Genomic DNA, 17,878 nt, shown 5'->3' on the forward strand with positions numbered 1-17,878 from the left:
GACTGTATAAAAATAGCCTGTGATATATTCGCAGGCATGTCGTTTGGATAATTTGTCTGTAAATAATGGTGGAAATGCATATTTTTTTACAATTATACATATAATTTTCTCAATCAGCAACTCACAAGCTGCCAAAATAAGACAAATGATGCCAAACTGTCGTATTTTTAATAGTTTTTTGCATTCTCTGGCTGCGATTTGTGGCAGGCACCATTTCCGTTATGATTATTACGAAAAACATTTTTTAATCATGGTGATTATCTTTTTAGTCCCCCCAAAAAAGCAAGAGCCGGGGAAATTCCCCGGCTCTCTATCTTTCCTATATCCGTCAACCTATTTTCTCTACTGCCCCAACCGGGCATACCTCCATACAGTTCCCGCAATGCAGGCAATGTTCCTGATGGATCTTCACCGGTTTTCCAGAAATATCAATGCATTTCTGCGGGCATTTGGAATAACACAGCTTACAGCCGATGCAGCGCTCTGTCACCCTGTATCCACTTTCTTTTTTCTCTGCACCGCCAAAGGAAAACGATGCACGCTCGATCGGGTGCTTTGACAGATCGAACCATTCTCCGTTTCCCTGATAAATCTGAAAAACAGTCAGGGCACTGCGCGACTGTTCGTCCAAATAAATCTTTTCCATGTAAGTATTTTTTGCAAACAAAGCAGGCAGTTTATCCGGACCAAGCTCCACAACCTTTCCCTGCACTGACACAGCCACGCAGGATAGTGTATCTTTTCCCTTCATTGCCGTAAAAGCAACATTTTCATTTGCTTTCTCAGGCGTTCGTAAAAACGCTTTCCTTTTGCTGTCAGAAAATAGATGCCCGTTTCATCGTAATCCATCAGGTCGATCGCACAGGTGACCGGGCTTCTGTAAAGTAAGCACTTTTTCGTGAGATAGTTACCGGGAAGAAACCAGCTATGATATACTCTTCTATTATTTATTCAGCATTGTCTTATAGCTTCCTTCTTCTGCCATCTTCACAAGTCCCTCTACACCGCACTGCACCATGCTGTCTACGGACTGCTCGGTGTAGAATGCCATGTGCTGGGTCATGATGACGTTGCGGAACTGGTGCAGATAGAACCAGTTGCGGTTTGCGATGATATCGCTTCTGCGATCACAATGGATGATGCCTTCCTCTCCCTCTGCGGTATCCATGCCGAGGGCACCGATCTGCATGGATTCAATGCCTTCGATGAGTGCCTCGGTGTCTGTCAGGCCGCCACGGGCACAGTTTACCAGAATCACGCCTTTTTTCATTTTGGCGATGCTTTCCCGGTTGATCATATGGTGGGTGGACGGAAGCAGCGGCATGTGAAGCGTGATGATATCGCACTCCCGGTAGAAGGTGTCAATATCCACATATTCTGCCATTTTCGCTACTTCTGCGTTCTGGTATACATCATAAGCCAGGATGCGGCAGCCAAAGCCCTGCAGGTCACGGATCACCTGCTGGCCGATACGGCCGGTTCCCATAACGCCTACGGTCATGGCTCTCATATTTTTTCCCTGAAGTCCTGCCAGGGAAAAGTCGTTGACATAGCCGCGCCAGAATGCCTGCTTATACTGTCTTAAGCACATGAGCATCATCATAATGGTAAAATCGGCTACGGCATCCGGGGCATAGCTGGCATTGCAAACCAGAATTTCCAGTTCTTTTGCTGCCTCCAGATCAATATGGTCGCTGCCGATGGTACGGGTCGACAGGCATTTCACACCAAGTTCACGGTATTTGCTCAGCAAAGCCCGGTCGATGGTTCCCTGCCCGAGCATTGTCACACCCTCGCAGCCAGCCACAAGACCGGCATTTTCCAGAGTCGGCACTTCGGTGTACTCTAAAAGCTCTACTTGATACTCTTTGGACCAGTAGGCAAATGATGCCTTTTCATCCGGCCGCACTTCAAATGCTGCAATCTTCACAATCGTATTCCCTCCTTGTTCTGAACATACTCAAATAAAATTTGTGTAAGTGTTATAAAAAATTATATACAACTCCAGATCGCTTTGTCAATACTGTCTACTATCATAGAAACTTACTTCTGCATCAACTTCCCCAGCCATCCCAAAAATCTATCTGTCCGCACTCTCTCACCATCGCTGTGCCCGATTCCCGGAATGATCTCCAGTTCTGCTGCGATCTGGTGCTTTTGCAGATTGTCCGTAAGATATTCCATGCGCTCCACCCTGCAGCTTCCGCAGAATTCATCGCCGACTGGTTTTCTGTCTTCTCCTCCGACTAAAATCTGGACCGGCACTTGCACAGGATCGCTCCTATCACTGGTAATGTGACCATCATCTCTTGTTTCTCCTCTTTCTTCCACGATCAGCCGACCGCGCTCCTGTAATCTGACTATATCATAATTCACTCTGTTTTTACCAATGCAAAAAAGCAACAGTGGTATGCATAAATGCTTATGCCCCTGTTGCTTTTGCTTATAATTTTTTAAATTACTGCCAAAAAGCATTGTTTATTTCACTACTGCCTCGATCGCAGCCTTCAGCTTTCCAACCATCGCATCCACATCTGCCTTCTCGATCACAAGCGGCGGTACAAAGCGGATGATATTGGCTCCGGCACTGATGAGTACCAGATGCTGCTCTAACAGCGCGTTGGTCACAACCGGACCTACTGCAGTGTTGAATTCCAGTCCCTGGATCAGGCCTTTGCCGCGGTGCGCGATGACGCAGTCATACGCTGCTGCAACCTCTTCCAGCTTCTCCCACAGATAAGCCCCCACTTCTTTGACATGACCGGTAATGTTCTTCTCTTTGAATACGTCAAGAACGGCATTGGCAGCTGCACATACCAGCGGATTGCCGCCGTAGGTGGTTCCATGGTCGCCCGGCACCATAGCGGTTGCTGCCTTGCCGCATGCAAGGAATGCACCAATCGGAACACCGTTTCCAAGTGCTTTTGCACTGGTCATGACATCCGGCTTCACGCCGTAGCCCTGCCATGCGAACATCTCGCCGCTTCTGCCCATGCCGCACTGGATTTCGTCTAACACGAGAAGGGCATCGTGCTCATCGCAGAGTGCGCGCACACCTTTGATGAACTCTTCTGTTGCAGGGTAGATGCCGCCCTCTCCCTGGATTGTCTCCATGATCACGGCGCAGGTCTTATCAGAGAACAGTGCTTTCACACTGTCCAGATCATTGAACTGCGCGAATTTGATATTCGGGATCAGCGGAGCAAACGGCTCCTGGTAGTGATCATTTCCGGTTAAGGAAAGTGCACCTAAGCTTCTTCCGTGGAAGGAATGCTTCATGGCAATGATCTCATAATCCGGTGCCATGCCCTTGTTGTAGGCATAACGCTTTGCGATCTTCAATGCGCCCTCAATGGCCTCGGTACCGCTGTTGGTGAAGAACACCTTGTCCATCTCGGAAACCGCCAGAAGCTTCTCACCTGCATCGATCGCCGGTTCATTGTAAAACAGGTTGGAGATGTGCGGAAGCTTGTCCATCTGCTCCTTTACTGCATTTTTTACTTCATCACAGCTGTAGCCCAGACCCATAACAGCAATTCCGGCGCCAAAATCCAGATATTCCTGTCCGTCTGTGTCATACAGCTTCACGCCCTCGCCGTGGTCAAATACCACTGGAAAGCGGTTGTAGGTTTTATATAATACGTGCTCTGCACGGTCAATATATTGCTGCTTTTCCATGTTTTGTATCCTTTCTTTTCCTGCTGTTCAAGCATATGCATCCAGCAACTTTTTCATCAGTTCAGGCCGACTTTCTGGGAATTTTTTCTTTCCTCCTTTCTATTTTTCTGCACACGGCTGAAAAACACTCATTTTTCTACTTGTTTTCCTCATGGAAATACCGCGCATCTCCATCTTTATAAATTGCGGTACCGATACCACGGTTGGTAAAGATTTCCAGAAGCAGGCAGTGTGCGATCCGGCCATCCAGGATATGGACGCGGGATACGCCGTTCTCGATTGCATCGATGCAGTTCTGCAGCTTCGGAAGCATGCCGCCGCCCAGGCTTCCGCTGTCTACAAAGTCCTGTGCCTCTCTGACGGTCATCTCGGAGATGAGGGAGCTCTTGTCCTCGAAGTCGCGGTAAACGCCCTCAACATCGGTCAGAAATGCCAGCTTCTCTGCGTTGACTGCACGGGCAATGGCGCAGGCTGCGTCATCGGCGTTGATATTGTAGCTTGCATAATGCTCGTCAGAACCGATCGGGCAGATGATCGGGAGGAAATCCTTCTCTAACAGATCGTAGATGATCTGCGGATCTACCTTGGTGATCTCGCCTACAAAGCCGATATCCTCGCCCTTGGAAAGCTTCTTCTCGCAGCGCAGCAGCATACCGTCTTTTCCGCTGATGCCGACTGCCTTCACGCCCAACTCGTTGACCAGCTGGACCAGGCTCTTGTTGACCTTGTTTAACACCATCTCCGCGATTTCCATGGTCGGCTCATCGGTGACGCGCAGACCGTTTACAAAATGCGGCTCCATGCCAACCTTGTTGACCCAGCGGCTGATTTCCTTACCGCCGCCATGTACGATGATTGGCTTAAAGCCTACCAGCTTTAACAGTACCACATCCTGGATAACCTGGTGCTTTAACTGCTCGTCTACCATAGCGCTGCCGCCGTATTTGACAACGATGATCTTGCGGTTGAACCGCTGGATATATGGAAGGGCCTCAATGAGGACCTCTGCTTTCTGTAACTCGGTGATCTCAGAACTTTTCATAATATTATCTCCCCTAAAATATTTTTAAGAACGGTAATCCGCATTGATCTTGACATAATCGAAGGTCAGGTCGCAGCCCCATGCAGTTGCACTTGCATCGCCCATCTTCACATCAGCGATCGCGGTTACCTCCGGCTCGGACAGGATCTTGGTTGCTTCTTCCTCGCTGTAGTCCAGTGCCACGCCGTCTTTGATAATCTGCATGCTGCCTGCTGCACTTTCGAAGAACAGGTCCACCTTCTCCGGGTCGAACTGTGCGCCGGAATAACCCATGGCACAGAGGATACGTCCCCAGTTTGCGTCATGTCCGAAGATTGCTGCTTTGGTCAGGCTGGACGTGATGATGGACTTGGAAAGGGTCACTGCCTGTTCCTTGCTCTCTGCACCGATGACCTTTACCTCAAACAGTGCGGTACAGCCCTCACCGTCGCCTGCCATCTTCTTTGCCAGGGTCTCATTGACGTAATTGAGTGCCTTGCAGAACTCCTCGTAATCTGCGTTCTTCTCGGTGATCTCTGCATTGCCAGCCATACCGTTTGCCAGAAGCAGACAGGTATCGTTGGTGGAGGTATCGCCGTCTACGGAGATCATGTTGTAGGTGTCTTTGACATCAGCGCTGAGTGCTTCCTGCAACAGTTTTTTGGAAATAGCAAGGTCGGTGGTAACGAAGGAAAGCATGGTGCACATATTCGGGTGGATCATGCCGGAGCCCTTGCACATACCGCCAATGGTAACGGTCTTTCCGCCGATCCCAACCTGAACAGCGACTTCCTTTTTCTTCGTATCAGTTGTCATGATGGACTTGGCTGCCTCAGTACCGCTCTCGATGGTGCCGGAAAGCTCCGGAGCCATGGCGGTGATTCCTGCTTTTAATTTATCCATTGGCAGCTGCATGCCAATGACACCGGTGGATGCCACTAAAACGGCGCTCTCCGGAACATTCAGTGCTGCGGAAGCTGCGGCGGCAGTCTCTGCACAGTAGCCCATGCCCTCTGCGCCGGTACAAGCGTTTGCGATACCAGCGTTGATGACAACGGCCTGTGCGTACTCAGACTCTTTTACGATTTTCTGGTCCCATTTGACCGGAGCTGCCTTTACGATATTGGTGGTAAAGGTTCCTGCTGCCTTACACGGCTTCTCGCTGTAGATCAGCGCCATATCTTTTCTGTTTTTGTATTTGATGCCTGCTGCAGTGGATGCAGTGGCAAATCCGGTTGCAGCGGTTACGCCGCCTTCGATTACTGTATACATCTTATCTTCCTCACTATTGTATAAATTTCGTAATATTCTCTTCATTCAGAACGAAATCGTAGTAGTTCACGTCGCTGCGCTCTACCCAGCCCACGTTGTGCCAGAACTCATTGCCGACCTCGTTGGATTTAAAGGCGATCAGGCTTACCTTGTTGATGCCTTCTGACTGAAGGGCTTTCATGGCGAAATGCACCATGCGGTGCCCGACTCCATGCTTGCGGTAATCCGATGCCACACACACATGGTAGAAAAAGCCGGTCCGTCCGTCGTGTCCGCAGAGGATGGCACCTACAATGCGGCCGTTCTGCTCTGCCACCACGCTGGTGGTTGGATTGCGCTTCAAAAACCGCGTCACGCCTTCCCTGGAATCGTCGATGGAACGGATTCCGAAGCCCTGAATGCTCATCCAGAGTTCATAAACTTTATCATAATCTTCCGGGGTCATTTCCCGGATCAAAATGCTCATGGTTCCTGCCATGTGATGCTTCCTTTCCCGGTACTACCTGTTTCCTTTTGTTTGCTTTCTTTCCGATTGCTTTTTCCGGTTGTTTTTTCGACTGTTTCCGTCTGCTGTTCCCATTTCCACATTCCATTTGGCGGGAAAAACAAACAAAAACAACAATTCATCTTACTAGTTTACGGGAATACCGGGATCTGCTTCAGTCCGGTATTTTCCGGCAGTCCGAATAACAGGTTCATGTTCTGCATGGCCTGTCCGGCTGCTCCTTTTACCATATTGTCGATTGCGCCCATCATAACCACACGATTTGTTCTCGGATCCAGCTTGAAGGACACGTCTGCAAAGTTGCTGCCCTCTACCCAGCGGGTCTCCGGTGCCATACCAGGCTCCAGGACGCGGACGAAATATTCATTCTGGTAATATTTATCGTAGATTGCCTTTACCTCTTCTGTCGTTACTTCCCTGGTAAGGGATGCATACGCGGTTACCAGAATGCCGCGGTTCATCGGAACCAGATGCGGGGTGAAGCTGATGGTTACCGGCTTTCCTGCCGCATAGGATAACTGCTCCTCGATTTCCGGGGTGTGACGGTGTCCTGCAACGCCATATGCCTTCATGCTTTCATTGACCTCGCAGAACAGACTGGAAACCTTTGCGCTTCTGCCTGCGCCGGAGGTACCGGACTTCGCATCGATGATGATGGTGTTCGGGTCGATGATGCCTTCTTTTACCAGCGGATAGGTGCTTAAGAAGGAACAGGTCGGATAGCAGCCCGGGTTCGCGATCAGTCTTGCGTGTTTGATCTTCTCGCGGTTGATCTCTGGAAGACCGTATACGGCTTCCCCGATAAACTGCGGGGTTGCATGTTTGATCTTATACCATTTCTCGTAAACGTCTACATCTTTAATACGGAAGTCTGCGCTCAGATCGATGATCTTGGTCTTGGATAAGATATCCTCGGTCACCTGGGATGCACAGAAACCCTGCGGGGTTGCGGTAAAGATCACATCTGCCATTTCTGCAAGCTTTGCCATGTCATCGTCCTTGCACGGCTCACTTACTGCGTGTGCAACATTTCTATATATAGAAGCAAAATCTTCCCCGACATAGCTTCTGGAACCGTACCATACCAGTTCCACATCATCTCTCTGAAGTAATAAACGGGCCAGCTCCGCTCCTGCGTAGCCGGTTGCTCCGATAATTCCAGCCTTAATCATAGCCGTTCCTCCCTATTGTTCATAAATATACACTTTTTGATGCTTATAACTGTCAAATACCCGCACAATCATAAATATTCCTAATATTTTTGATTTTCATTATAAGTACTTTTTCATCACAAGAAAAGACCTTTTTCCAAATATTCTCATTATGTACAAAATGTGTTCCTGTACATGAACAAGAGTTTTCTGGACTGAAGTAACTGCAAATACGATGCACCAGTTCCTGCGAGATTTCATAATTATACATCCGTTTTGCATAATATGCAATCTTTTTTTGAAAAATATGCAATTTAGTCTTGCATAATCCGAAAAACTGTTGTATATTTATGAAGTCTTACATGACAAGGGAAATTCAAAACATACATTTTTATAGACTACTCAAGGAGGATTTTGAGATGAAAGAGAAAGTTGTTCTTGCATATTCCGGCGGTCTGGACACCACCGCAATCATTCCGTGGTTAAAGGAGCATTTCGATTATGATGTTGTATGCTGCTGCATCGACTGTGGTCAGGGCAGTGAGTTAGAGGGTCTTCAGGAAAGAGCAAAGCTTTCCGGCGCTTCCAAATTATACATCGAAGATCTGGTAGATGATTTTGCTGAGAACTACATCGTTCCATGCGTACAGGCAAACGCTACCTATGAGAACAAATACCTGTTAGGTACTTCCATGGCCCGTCCGGCTATCGCAAAACGCCTCGTTGAGATTGCAAGAAAAGAAGGCGCTGTTGCTATCTGCCACGGTGCAACCGGTAAAGGTAATGACCAGATCCGTTTCGAGCTCGGCATCAAGGCACTGGCTCCGGATATCAAGATCATCGCTCCATGGCGTATGACCGACGTATGGACCATGCAGTCCCGTGAAGACGAGATCGAGTACTGCAAGCAGCACGGCATCGACCTTCCGTTCGCAGCAGACAGCAGCTACAGCCGTGACCGTAACTTATGGCACATCAGCCATGAGGGCCTGGAGTTAGAGGATCCGGCAAATGAGCCGAACTACGATCACCTTCTGGTACTCGGCGTAAGTCCGGAGAAAGCACCGGACCAGGGCGAGTATGTTACCATGACCTTCGAGAAAGGTGTTCCGACCAGCGTAAACGGCGAGAAGATGAAGGTTGCTGATATCATCCGCAAGTTAAACGAGCTGGGCGGCAAGCACGGCATCGGTATCGTCGATATCGTAGAGAACCGTGTAGTCGGCATGAAATCCCGCGGTGTTTATGAGACTCCTGGCGGAACCATCCTCATGGAAGCTCACAAGCAGTTAGAGGAGCTGGTTCTTGACCGCGCTACCATGGAAGTTAAGAAAGAGATGGGCGACAAGCTGGCTCAGGTTGTTTACGAGGGCAAATGGTTCACTCCGCTGCGCGAGGCCATCCAGGCATTCGTAACCTCCACCCAGGAATATGTAACCGGTGAAGTCAAATTCAAACTGTACAAGGGCAACATCATCAAGGCTGGTACCACTTCCCCGTACTCCTTATACAGCGAGTCCCTGGCATCCTTCACCACCGGTGACCTTTACGACCACCACGACGCAGACGGCTTCATCACCCTGTTCGGACTGCCGCTTAAGGTTCGCGCAATGAAGATGGCTGAACTGAAGAAGAACGAGACAAAATAAGACGTAACTATGATATAAAACCCGAAAAAAGCCGCTAAAGCGGCTTTTTTCGGGTTCTGCAACCATAAATATAAAAAGGAAGATTCTACTATGTCCAGTTCTATGACTAAAGGCAACCCCTTACGGGTGATGCTGCAGTTTGCCTTTCCGCTTCTGGTCGGCAACCTCCTGCAGCAGACCTACAATATCATTGATGCCGCCATTGTCGGCCAGAATCTTGGTGCACAGGCACTGGCCAGCGTCGGGGCCAGCACCAGTGTCCAGTTCATGGTCCTCGGCTTTTGTATGGGAAGCTGTACCGGTTTTGGAATTCCCGTAGCAAAATATTTTGGTGCGGGTGATCTTGCGCACATGAAAAAAATCATTTTCAATGGTGCCATTGTGACTACAGCCATTGCATGTATCATCACCGCACTCTGCGCCCTGCTTTGTCCGCGGATTCTTCAGGTACTTTCTGTTAAAAGCGACATTTACGACAACGCTTACTCCTACCTGATGATCATTTTCCTGGGCCTGCCCTTTACGCTGCTTTACAACTACCTTTCCAGCATCCTGCGGGCCGTCGGAGACAGCCGGACACCATTTCTGTTTCTTGCATTCTCCGCTGTGCTGAATATTTTTCTGGATCTTTTTTTTATCATCGTTGCAGGATGGGGATGTGCAGGCGCGGCCTTTGCCACGATTGCTTCCCAGGCAGTCAGCGGAATTCTCTGCCTGATCGTCATTGTGCGGAAAGTGGAAGTTTTATGGCTCTCCAAAGAAAATCGCGTGGTCAGCAAAGACGCTGTCGCAGAATTGCTCTCCATGGGACTCCCAACCGGACTGCAGTATTCCATTACCGCCATTGGCAGCATGGTCATGCAGTCAGCCAACAACGGACTTGGCGGCGATTACGTTGCCGCATTCACAGCCGGCGCAAAGCTCAAGCAGTTTACTATGTGCCCGTTTGATGCCATTGCCACCTCGGTTTCCGTCTTCTGCAGCCAGAACTATGGTGCCGGAAAATTTGACCGCATCCGCAAGGGACTTTGGGAAGGCATTGCAGTCGGAGTTGGATACGGAATTTTTGCCGGTATCATCCTGATTTTTGCAGGCCGTCCGCTCTCCATGATCTTTGTGAGCAAAGACGCCGCCGGTGTCCTCGATGCATCCGCACAGTATCTGCGCTGCATGGGCTATTTCTACTGGAGTCTCGGCATCTTAAATGTCACCCGTATGGTCACGCAGGGACTGGGACATTCCGGAAGAGCTTTCTTCTCCGGTGTCACCGAGATGATTGCCCGCACCATCGTGTGCATGGTTTTTGTCGGCACTTTTGGTTATACCGCCATCTGCTTTGCAGACCAGACCGCCTGGATCGCGGCGTGCTGTTATATTGCGCCGACGTGCTTTTACTGCCTGAAGAAAATATCGAACAATATTGTTACTTCACTTTAAACAGCTTCTCGGTCGGTATCTGCACCAGCAATACCGCTGCGAACACCAAGACACATCCGAAGAGTTCTCTTCCGGAAAGTTTCTGGCCCAGAATGATCCAACCGGCCAGCACGGAAAATACGGATTCCAGACTTAAGAGCAGGGATGCGACCGTCGGGTCTACGCCATTCTGGGCTACGACCTGAAGCGTGTAACCTACACCACAGGACATAACGCCCGCATAAAGGATTGGGGCTGCTGCTGCCACGATCGCGCTCCAGGTCGGATGGTCAAACAGGAGCATCGGCACACTCGTGATCACTCCTGCCGTAAAGAACTGGACGCAGGAGATCACGACGCCATCTGCCTTCGGGGAAAAATAATCGATCACCAGGATATGGACAGAAAAAACGACGGAACAAAGTAACACCAACCGGTCTCCTGCTCCAATGGAGAAGGATTCGGTGATGCATAAAAAGTACATGCCGACTGCCGCGATCACTGCGCTGATCCAAATATTCAGCCCGATTTTTCGCTTTAAGAAAAGGCCCATAAACGGCACAATGATGATATACAGTGTCGTGATAAACCCGGCTTTTCCCACCGTTGTCTGGCCAATGCCAAACTGCTGAAGGCAGCTTGCCAGGCACAGGATCGTGCCACAGCAGATGCCGCCGATGATTCCCATGCGGGTCTGCTTCTTTTTTTCTTCTGCTGTCAGTGTCTGCCACATGCTGTCTTTTCTTCCGTGCAAAAAGAAGATGCACGGGATCAGGACTGCCCCGCCAAGCAAAAATCTGCAGGTATTGAAGGTAAAGGTTTTTACATAATTAAGTCCTTCACTCTGCGCCACAAATGCCACACCCCAGACAAGAGCAGCAAGAAGCAGCATAAAGCTGTTTCTCGCGGTTTTTCCCGATTTATGTGTTGATGGTTCCATATCTTTTTGTATCCTCCGATTTCCCTTTTTCTCATTTCCAGCGGCTTGCTTTCCCAAAACCATCTCCCACACAGTTCCTACATGGATCGTATGCATTTTCTTATGTCACAATTACTGGTCCACATATGCCGCAAATCCGCTGCTCTGCGTTTCTTTGCCATCGGGATATACCCACAAGGCTTCGACTCCGTCCAAAGATTCCACAAATTTCATACCCTCTTCCGGCTTCATATTGAAGACCGCTGTAGAAAGCGCATCTGCCTTTGCGCTATCGCTGCATAAGATGGTAACAGAGTCATAGATATTTTCCGGCATCAGGCTATCCGGATCAATGATGTGATGATACCGAACGCCATCTACCTCATAGTAACGCTGGTAGGTTCCGCTGGTAACGAGGCAGGTGTCTGCAAGCTTTAACACATGCAGATACGATTTTGCCGCGCTGGTATCCGGGTTCTGGACGCCGACCCGCCACGGCTTGCCATCTGCCTTCAGACCGATGGTTTCCACGTTGCCGCCAAGGCTCAGAAGTGCGGAAGTGACACCGGCTTCTTTCAATGTTTCTGCCAGACGTTTGGTTGCATAGCCCTTGGCAATGGCTCCCACGTCCAGACTCATTTCTTCGTCTGGAAGATACACGGTCAATGCTCCCCTGTCAATCTGGATCTGTTCGAAATCCGTATGCTGTGCTGCTTTTTCCAACTCCACAAGATCTGGCACCCGTGCACTGTCCGGATCTGCCATGCCTTCCTCCCGGTATTCGTGCCAGATAGAAAGCACGCTTCCCATCGCCACATTCACCTTTCCGCCGGTCTCCTCGTATTCCTGCCGGGAAAACTCCAGCAGATCCAGAATCTCCGGATCTACCGTTACCGGGGCGATTCCCGCATTATCATTGATGGTCTTGATGTTATTCACGCCATCGTAATTGTCATAAATATCAAACAGTTCATGATATTTTTCCAGCGTTTCCTCTGCCAGACTCTTATATTCCTGAAATTGTTCTTCACTCGCCGCGCAGATCGTGATGCTTGTGATCGTATCAAAATAATCCAGATACTGCGCATCGTAAGCCGTCAGCTTCTGCCCGTTTTCGGAGCAGCCCGCCAGTAACAGAGCGGAGGCTGCCGCCAGAAGAACGCAACTTGTTCTCTTCATGTTTCACCCGATTCTTTGCTACAGTCACATAAATATGATACAACTGCAACATTTCTTTTTCTTATTCTTTTCTTGTTTCGTATCCGTCTGCTATCCAGACCTGCACAGACTGCATTTTCGCGTTTTTCTGCATTTCATGGCATCGCAATTTCTGCATTGCTTTGCCCGCATTTGCACAGAAATTCATTTCCAGACCAGCGCACAGACCAATTCATCATAGCACAAAAAAAGAATGTTGGAAAGCCAGCATTCTTTTTTCGTCCATTTATTTATCTGTTTCTTTTCTCACACAGGATGATCTAAATTCCTGTGTTCCTTTTTTCTGAGCACAATGAATTGGGTTCATCTTCTTTCACAATGTTCTGCCACTACAGCGTTTCCATCAGTTCCTTCAGGTGCGCTGTCAGCTTCGTATTCTCCGCGTAATCCACCGGGCAGTCAATGATGACCGGAACCTTCTGTGTGAACGCTTTTTCCAGGGTCGGTACCAGTTCTTCTGCTTTGGTAATGCGGTAACCAATGGCTCCCATGCTTTCCGCAAATTTCACGAAATCCGGGTTTGTGAAATCTACACAGCAGCTCTTTCCGTACTGATCCATCTGTTTCCATTTGATCAGGCCGTAGCTGGAATCGTTAAAGACCAGTGTCACAAACGGAGTTTTGGCACGCAGGGCTGTCTCAAATTCCTGGCAGTTCATCATAAAACCACCGTCTCCGCATATTGCCAGAATCTTTTTCTCCGGATGAACCAGCTTTGCTCCGATCGCTCCCGGAACCGAGATTCCCATCGTTGCAAATCCGTTGGAAATGATGCAGGTGTTCGGTTCATAACAGTTATAGTGACGGGCGATCCACATCTTATGGGCGCCTACATCGGAAATCACAATGTCTTCCCGTCCCATCACTTTTCGGACATCATTTAAGATCCGCTGCGGCTTCATCGGGAAGGAATCATCTGCCACATACGACTCATGCTCCTCTACCATCATCCTTTTGATCTCCAGGGCGCGCTCCGGTTCCTGACGTCTGGACGTTCTTCTTCCGATCTGAACAAGGGAATCGGCAATATCGCCAACAACCTCAACCTCCGGCTGATACAGCTTATTGATGTGGGCCGGGCGCATATCCACATGGACAATATCGATTTTTCCTTCCGGATTCCATTTTGCCGGTGCATATTCCACAATATCATAACCAACTGCGATCACCAGATCTGCATCTTCCATGATCTTGTTCTGATAGTCCTTCTGTGGGATACCGATCGTCCACATGGAATACGGATTATCGAACGGGATGACACCTTTTGCCATCATGGTATTGATGACCGGAATTTTCAGTTTGGTAGCAAACTCGGTCAGTTCCTTCGCAGCATGCCCACGCACAACACCGCTTCCTGCCAGAATGACCGGATTCTTCGCCTGGAAGATCATGCCAGCTGCATCCTGCACAGTATCCAGCTCTGCGTATTCCTTTGGCGCAATCTTTTTGTGAAGCGGTCTTTCTCCATCCGGTACCGGCATTTTCGCTACATTCACCGGCATATCGATGTGGGTTGCACCTGGCTTTTCGCTCTCTGCATATTTAAATGCCAGGCGCACGATCTCGCCAACGGTATCCGGCCGCACCACCATCTTGGTCCGTTTGGTGATCGGCTCAAACATCTTTGTCAGATCCAGGAACTGATGTCCGGTAATATGCATCCGCTCGGTTCCCACCTGCCCGGTTATGGCAACAAGCGGTGCGCCGTCACTGTCTGCATCTGCCACGCCGGTTACCAGGTTCGTGGCACCCGGTCCCAGCGTTGCCAGACACACACCGGCTTTTCCGGTCAGTCTTCCATAGACATCGGCCATAAATGCCGCGCCCTGCTCATGGCGCGTCGTAATAAATTTGATCGGTGACTGGTCAATGGCATTCATCACGGCCAGGTTTTCCTCGCCCGGAATACCGAATATGTATTCCACGCCTTCTTCCTGCAGGCACTCTACCAGAAGGTCTGCCGCATTTCTCTGCGGTTTTGGAGTGTCCTGAGATTTCTCTGTATCTGTTTTTTCGGTCTGAATCTGCTGTTTTTCCATGATGACTTTCCTCCCACGCTTTTATGATTCTGTACTATAGTTCTGTCCGTTCACAATTACAAGCATCATTTTCCTTTCCTATTTCACAACATTTTTATTGTAATCATCCCGTTTTTTCACTTTCATAAGCTGTTGCTGAACAAAATAAAGTGACGGTCCTCTGCTGCGGCAAAATCCGGCAGAAAAACCGTCACTTCCAAAGAATCATGGCAATTTTATTTTTTACTTTTTTTCAAATCCCACCGATGCCAGGAACCGTCCGAAAGCCTCTCTGCCTTCCGGCGTACACTTGTACACTCCTGCATCCTCCAGAACGCGTGCAAATACCTTTCCGACCTCTTCCCGCAGGATTCCATCTACATTTTCGCGGGTGATCGAAGCATAATTCGGGCGGAATTCGTCTACCCAGTCCGCATGCTTTTCAAGCACTTCATCGGAGTGGATGTCTTTGCCTTCTACGATCGCATCAGCCAGCTTTGCCAGCTCGTCCTTTAAGCGGGACGGAAGGACAGCAAGACCCATCACCTCGATCAAACCGATATTCTCTTTCTTGATGTGGTGCAGCTCCTGGTGCGGATGGTAAACGCCCAGCGGGAACTCCTCTGTTGTGATGTTGTTGCGCAGCACCAGATCCAATTCATAATAAGCCCCATTTTTGCGCGCGATCGGCGTAATGGTGTTATGAAGCTCTCCATCCGTTTCCGCATAAAGAAATGCGTCTTCATCGGTGTAGCTGCGCCATGCCGTTAACACCTTCTCGCCCAGGTCGATCAGGCGCTCCGGCTTTTCTCCACGCAGACGCAGTACCGACATTGGCCAGTGCACAATGCCTGCCTGGACATCTTCAAAACCAGGAATCGTAAATTCCTGCTCCAGTCCGGCCTTCGCCATGGCAAATGTATAATGACCGCCCTGGAAATGATCGTGGCTTAAGATCGAACCGCCTACGATTGGCAGATCAGCATTGGATCCCAGGAAATAGTGCGGAAACTGCTTTACAAAATCGAACAGCTTCACGAACGCAGAGCGGTCGATCTTCATCGGGGTATGCTGACCATTGAAGACAATGCAGTGCTCATTATAATATACATACGGGGAATACTGGAAGCCCCAGCGGCTCTCATTCACCGTAATGCGGATAATGCGGTGGTTATTTCTTGCCGGATGGTTTAAACGTCCGGCATATCCCTCATTTTCCATGCAGAGCAGGCACTTCGGGTAACCACTCTGTTTTGCCAGTTTTGCAGCCGCAATGGCCTTCGGATCCTTCTCCGGCTTGGACAGGTTGATGGTAATGTCCAGATCGCCGTATGGTGTACTGGTCACCCACTTCTGGTCCTTGCATACACGGTAACGGCGGATATAATCCGAATCCTGGCTCAGCTTGTAGAAATAATCCGTAGCTGCTTCCGGACCGCCCTCCTGGTAACGGGTCCAGAACACACGCTCCACCTCCGACGGGCGCGGCATCAGGCAATTCATCAGCTTTGCATCAAACAGGTCGCGGTAAGCAATGCTGTTTTCGATGATGCCCTGTTCACAGGCATAATCCAGAAGTTCTTTTAATGTTTCCTCCAGATTAATCTCACCAAAAGTTTCCTCCGGCTCCTCATATTCCTCAAGCTTCAATGCCTCTAACAGCTGGTTTGTTGCGTAAATGCGGTCTGTCTCTGTGATCAGCCCAGTATCCAGACCATATTGCACCAGTTTTTTGATTGCAGTGTAAACCATACGATTGCCTCCCCATTTTCACGCATGACAGTTCTTTGTTGCCCCTCAGCACTGCCACACACTTACTATAAACCTCTTGTTTCCTGCCTTGCAACGGTCCTTTTGTTCCAGTTGCTCCAGACAGCTTATAGACTCAGTATAATCATTTTTTCTGCGGAATTCTATAGAATAATCTTTAGCATGTCTACGAATTTCTCTGCTGTATGATTTTTTCGTCCACTCTGCCTTACAGCACACAACAGGAGTTACCATTTTTTACCTCTTCATTCCAGAAACCACCGGTGCGATCCGCTCCGTCACCAGACCTCCCAAAAGACCAATGACTGCTCCAGTGATCACGCCAGCCACTAAAAGAACCGGCAGATACGAAAACACACTAGCTGTCCCGGTGATCCATGCCGCCATGGAAAGCTGGCCAATGTTGTGACACACACCGCCCAGGATGCTGACTCCGGTTTTATCGAACCAGTCCATCTTCTTTGCCAGTGCCATGGCTGCAAGGCTTAAAACTCCGCCAGACAGCGCATACAGCATACTTCCTGGATTACTGAACGTAAATCCGACCATAACAATACGGATCAGTCCTACTGCAATTGTTCCTGCCGCTCCCACCGTATAAATCCCTACGACATTAACCAGATTGGCCAGTCCCAGCTTCATGCCCGGAACCGGCACCGGAAGCGGTATCAGGGCTTCCACGTAACTGAATATAAAAGCCAGGGCGATCAGGATGCCGTATAAAGCCACTTTTTCTGCAGGATTGTGCCCCTTGGCACGCCCTTCCTTCTTACTGTTTTCCAAATTGACTTCTCCTTATATCTGTGCTATAGTTGCGACACCATTATATCATTATCTGTACTTTTCAGAAAGAGGTGTTTCCATGACAAAAAAGAAACGGGAACTGATTCTGGTCCTTTTCATTCTTGTGGTTGCCGCTGCAGGCTTTTTCATCAACCATACCCTGCATCAAAAGCCAGCCGCACAGCTGCAGATTACGGTAGACGGAAACGTCACACAAACGTTTGATCTGACCAAAGATACCGACACCATGATAGACGGAGTAAATGGCGGCACAAATCATTTGATCATCGAAAACGGAACTGCTTACTTCAGCGAAGCCTCCTGCCCGGATAAAGTCTGTGTCCACCAGGGACGTGTATCACAGAACGGAGAATTGATCGTCTGCCTGCCAAACCGCGTGATCGCAAAGGTTGTGGCGCCGGAGTAAAGAATATCGCACGATAACGAACGAGGGGCGAAAGTTCCCGCAGCCGCCATG

General features: G+C 49.3%; 16 protein-coding genes. 3 read left to right on the forward strand and 13 right to left on the reverse strand.

Going from position 1 to position 17,878, the window contains the following annotated elements; translation table 11 throughout:
- Nucleotides 1-328: 328 nt before the first annotated feature.
- The 8 genes from DW922_RS07560 to argC all read right to left on the reverse strand — a co-directional run bounded on the left by DW922_RS07560 (nucleotide 329) and on the right by argC (nucleotide 7,648).
- Nucleotides 329-751 carry a 4Fe-4S binding protein gene (locus tag DW922_RS07560; RefSeq protein WP_347560279.1) on the reverse strand — a complete coding sequence of 141 codons (423 nt, stop codon included), beginning with the start codon at nucleotides 749-751 and terminating at the stop codon, nucleotides 329-331.
- A 192-nt stretch (nucleotides 752-943) separates the two neighbouring features.
- Complete coding sequence (locus tag DW922_RS07565) at nucleotides 944-1,930, reverse strand: D-isomer specific 2-hydroxyacid dehydrogenase family protein (protein ID WP_118726221.1); 987 nt, start codon at nucleotides 1,928-1,930, stop codon at nucleotides 944-946.
- A gap of 113 nt (nucleotides 1,931-2,043) precedes the next feature.
- Complete coding sequence (locus DW922_RS07570) at nucleotides 2,044-2,376, reverse strand: hypothetical protein (protein WP_147353373.1); 333 nt, start codon at nucleotides 2,374-2,376, stop codon at nucleotides 2,044-2,046.
- Nucleotides 2,377-2,478: 102 nt separating this feature from the next.
- Nucleotides 2,479-3,678, reverse strand: coding sequence for an aspartate aminotransferase family protein (locus DW922_RS07575; RefSeq protein WP_118726223.1), 1,200 nt, complete (start codon nucleotides 3,676-3,678; stop codon nucleotides 2,479-2,481).
- Nucleotides 3,679-3,814: 136 nt separating this feature from the next.
- Nucleotides 3,815-4,720: an acetylglutamate kinase gene (gene argB, locus DW922_RS07580; RefSeq protein ID WP_118720924.1), complete on the reverse strand. Its 906-nt coding sequence runs from the start codon at nucleotides 4,718-4,720 to the stop codon at nucleotides 3,815-3,817.
- 24 nt (nucleotides 4,721-4,744) lie between these two features.
- Complete coding sequence (argJ, locus tag DW922_RS07585; RefSeq protein ID WP_118726224.1) at nucleotides 4,745-5,971, reverse strand: bifunctional glutamate N-acetyltransferase/amino-acid acetyltransferase ArgJ; 1,227 nt, start codon at nucleotides 5,969-5,971, stop codon at nucleotides 4,745-4,747.
- A 13-nt stretch (nucleotides 5,972-5,984) separates the two neighbouring features.
- A complete protein-coding gene (locus DW922_RS07590; protein WP_118720922.1) occupies nucleotides 5,985-6,449 on the reverse strand; it encodes a GNAT family N-acetyltransferase in 465 nt (154 codons plus the stop codon).
- A gap of 158 nt (nucleotides 6,450-6,607) precedes the next feature.
- Nucleotides 6,608-7,648 carry an N-acetyl-gamma-glutamyl-phosphate reductase gene (argC, locus tag DW922_RS07595; RefSeq protein ID WP_118720921.1) on the reverse strand — a complete coding sequence of 347 codons (1,041 nt, stop codon included), beginning with the start codon at nucleotides 7,646-7,648 and terminating at the stop codon, nucleotides 6,608-6,610.
- Between the two features lie 398 nt (nucleotides 7,649-8,046).
- Between argC and DW922_RS07600 the strand changes: the two genes are divergently transcribed.
- Together DW922_RS07600 and DW922_RS07605 are read left to right on the forward strand one after the other, a co-directional pair.
- A complete protein-coding gene (locus DW922_RS07600; RefSeq protein WP_118544088.1) occupies nucleotides 8,047-9,276 on the forward strand; it encodes an argininosuccinate synthase in 1,230 nt (409 codons plus the stop codon).
- A gap of 90 nt (nucleotides 9,277-9,366) precedes the next feature.
- On the forward strand, nucleotides 9,367-10,713 hold the full coding sequence (locus DW922_RS07605) for an MATE family efflux transporter (RefSeq protein ID WP_118726225.1): 1,347 nt from the start codon (nucleotides 9,367-9,369) through the stop codon (nucleotides 10,711-10,713).
- Here the strand turns inward: DW922_RS07605 and DW922_RS07610 are convergent.
- The 5 genes from DW922_RS07610 to DW922_RS07630 all read right to left on the reverse strand — a co-directional run bounded on the left by DW922_RS07610 (nucleotide 10,700) and on the right by DW922_RS07630 (nucleotide 17,400).
- Nucleotides 10,700-11,632, reverse strand: a complete 933-nt coding sequence (locus DW922_RS07610; protein WP_118726248.1) for a DMT family transporter — start codon at nucleotides 11,630-11,632, stop codon at nucleotides 10,700-10,702. The two genes, DW922_RS07605 and DW922_RS07610, sit on opposite strands and share 14 nt — an antisense overlap.
- A 111-nt stretch (nucleotides 11,633-11,743) precedes the next feature.
- Nucleotides 11,744-12,790 (reverse strand): FAD:protein FMN transferase, encoded by a 1,047-nt coding sequence (locus DW922_RS07615; protein WP_118720919.1) that lies wholly within the window; start codon nucleotides 12,788-12,790, stop codon nucleotides 11,744-11,746.
- A 368-nt stretch (nucleotides 12,791-13,158) separates the two neighbouring features.
- The gene (locus DW922_RS07620; RefSeq protein WP_118726226.1) at nucleotides 13,159-14,868 is read right to left on the reverse strand and encodes an acetolactate synthase large subunit; all 1,710 of its coding nucleotides are present in this window, start codon (nucleotides 14,866-14,868) and stop codon (nucleotides 13,159-13,161) included.
- Between the two features lie 222 nt (nucleotides 14,869-15,090).
- Nucleotides 15,091-16,599, reverse strand: a complete 1,509-nt coding sequence (galT, locus tag DW922_RS07625; RefSeq protein ID WP_118726227.1) for a UDP-glucose--hexose-1-phosphate uridylyltransferase — start codon at nucleotides 16,597-16,599, stop codon at nucleotides 15,091-15,093.
- Between the two features lie 255 nt (nucleotides 16,600-16,854).
- On the reverse strand, nucleotides 16,855-17,400 hold the full coding sequence (locus DW922_RS07630) for a Gx transporter family protein (RefSeq protein ID WP_118720918.1): 546 nt from the start codon (nucleotides 17,398-17,400) through the stop codon (nucleotides 16,855-16,857).
- Between the two features lie 79 nt (nucleotides 17,401-17,479).
- Between DW922_RS07630 and DW922_RS07635 the strand changes: the two genes are divergently transcribed.
- On the forward strand, nucleotides 17,480-17,827 hold the full coding sequence (locus tag DW922_RS07635) for a NusG domain II-containing protein (protein ID WP_118720917.1): 348 nt from the start codon (nucleotides 17,480-17,482) through the stop codon (nucleotides 17,825-17,827).
- Nucleotides 17,828-17,878 lie beyond the last annotated feature (51 nt).

Origin of the sequence: Clostridium sp. AM42-4, assembly GCF_003480105.1 — a bacterium.
In the GTDB taxonomy this organism is placed as follows: Bacteria; Bacillota; Clostridia; order Lachnospirales; family Lachnospiraceae; genus Brotaphodocola.

What these genes read in the sequence shown, in the direction of transcription:
- DW922_RS07560 (WP_347560279.1), bottom strand. Translation starts at nt 751, where the DNA reads ATGAAGGGAAAAGATACACTATCCTGCGTGGCTGTGTCAGTGCAGGGA.
- DW922_RS07615 (WP_118720919.1), bottom strand. Translation starts at nt 12,790, where the DNA reads ATGAAGAGAACAAGTTGCGTTCTTCTGGCGGCAGCCTCCGCTCTGTTA.
- DW922_RS07620 (WP_118726226.1), bottom strand. Translation starts at nt 14,868, where the DNA reads ATGGAAAAACAGCAGATTCAGACCGAAAAAACAGATACAGAGAAATCT.
- DW922_RS07600 (WP_118544088.1), top strand. Translation starts at nt 8,047, where the DNA reads ATGAAAGAGAAAGTTGTTCTTGCATATTCCGGCGGTCTGGACACCACC.
- DW922_RS07605 (WP_118726225.1), top strand. Translation starts at nt 9,367, where the DNA reads ATGTCCAGTTCTATGACTAAAGGCAACCCCTTACGGGTGATGCTGCAG.
- DW922_RS07635 (WP_118720917.1), top strand. Translation starts at nt 17,480, where the DNA reads ATGACAAAAAAGAAACGGGAACTGATTCTGGTCCTTTTCATTCTTGTG.
- argB (WP_118720924.1), bottom strand. Translation starts at nt 4,720, where the DNA reads ATGAAAAGTTCTGAGATCACCGAGTTACAGAAAGCAGAGGTCCTCATT.
- galT (WP_118726227.1), bottom strand. Translation starts at nt 16,599, where the DNA reads ATGGTTTACACTGCAATCAAAAAACTGGTGCAATATGGTCTGGATACT.
- DW922_RS07610 (WP_118726248.1), bottom strand. Translation starts at nt 11,632, where the DNA reads ATGGAACCATCAACACATAAATCGGGAAAAACCGCGAGAAACAGCTTT.
- DW922_RS07590 (WP_118720922.1), bottom strand. Translation starts at nt 6,449, where the DNA reads ATGGCAGGAACCATGAGCATTTTGATCCGGGAAATGACCCCGGAAGAT.
- argJ (WP_118726224.1), bottom strand. Translation starts at nt 5,971, where the DNA reads ATGTATACAGTAATCGAAGGCGGCGTAACCGCTGCAACCGGATTTGCC.
- DW922_RS07575 (WP_118726223.1), bottom strand. Translation starts at nt 3,678, where the DNA reads ATGGAAAAGCAGCAATATATTGACCGTGCAGAGCACGTATTATATAAA.
- argC (WP_118720921.1), bottom strand. Translation starts at nt 7,648, where the DNA reads ATGATTAAGGCTGGAATTATCGGAGCAACCGGCTACGCAGGAGCGGAG.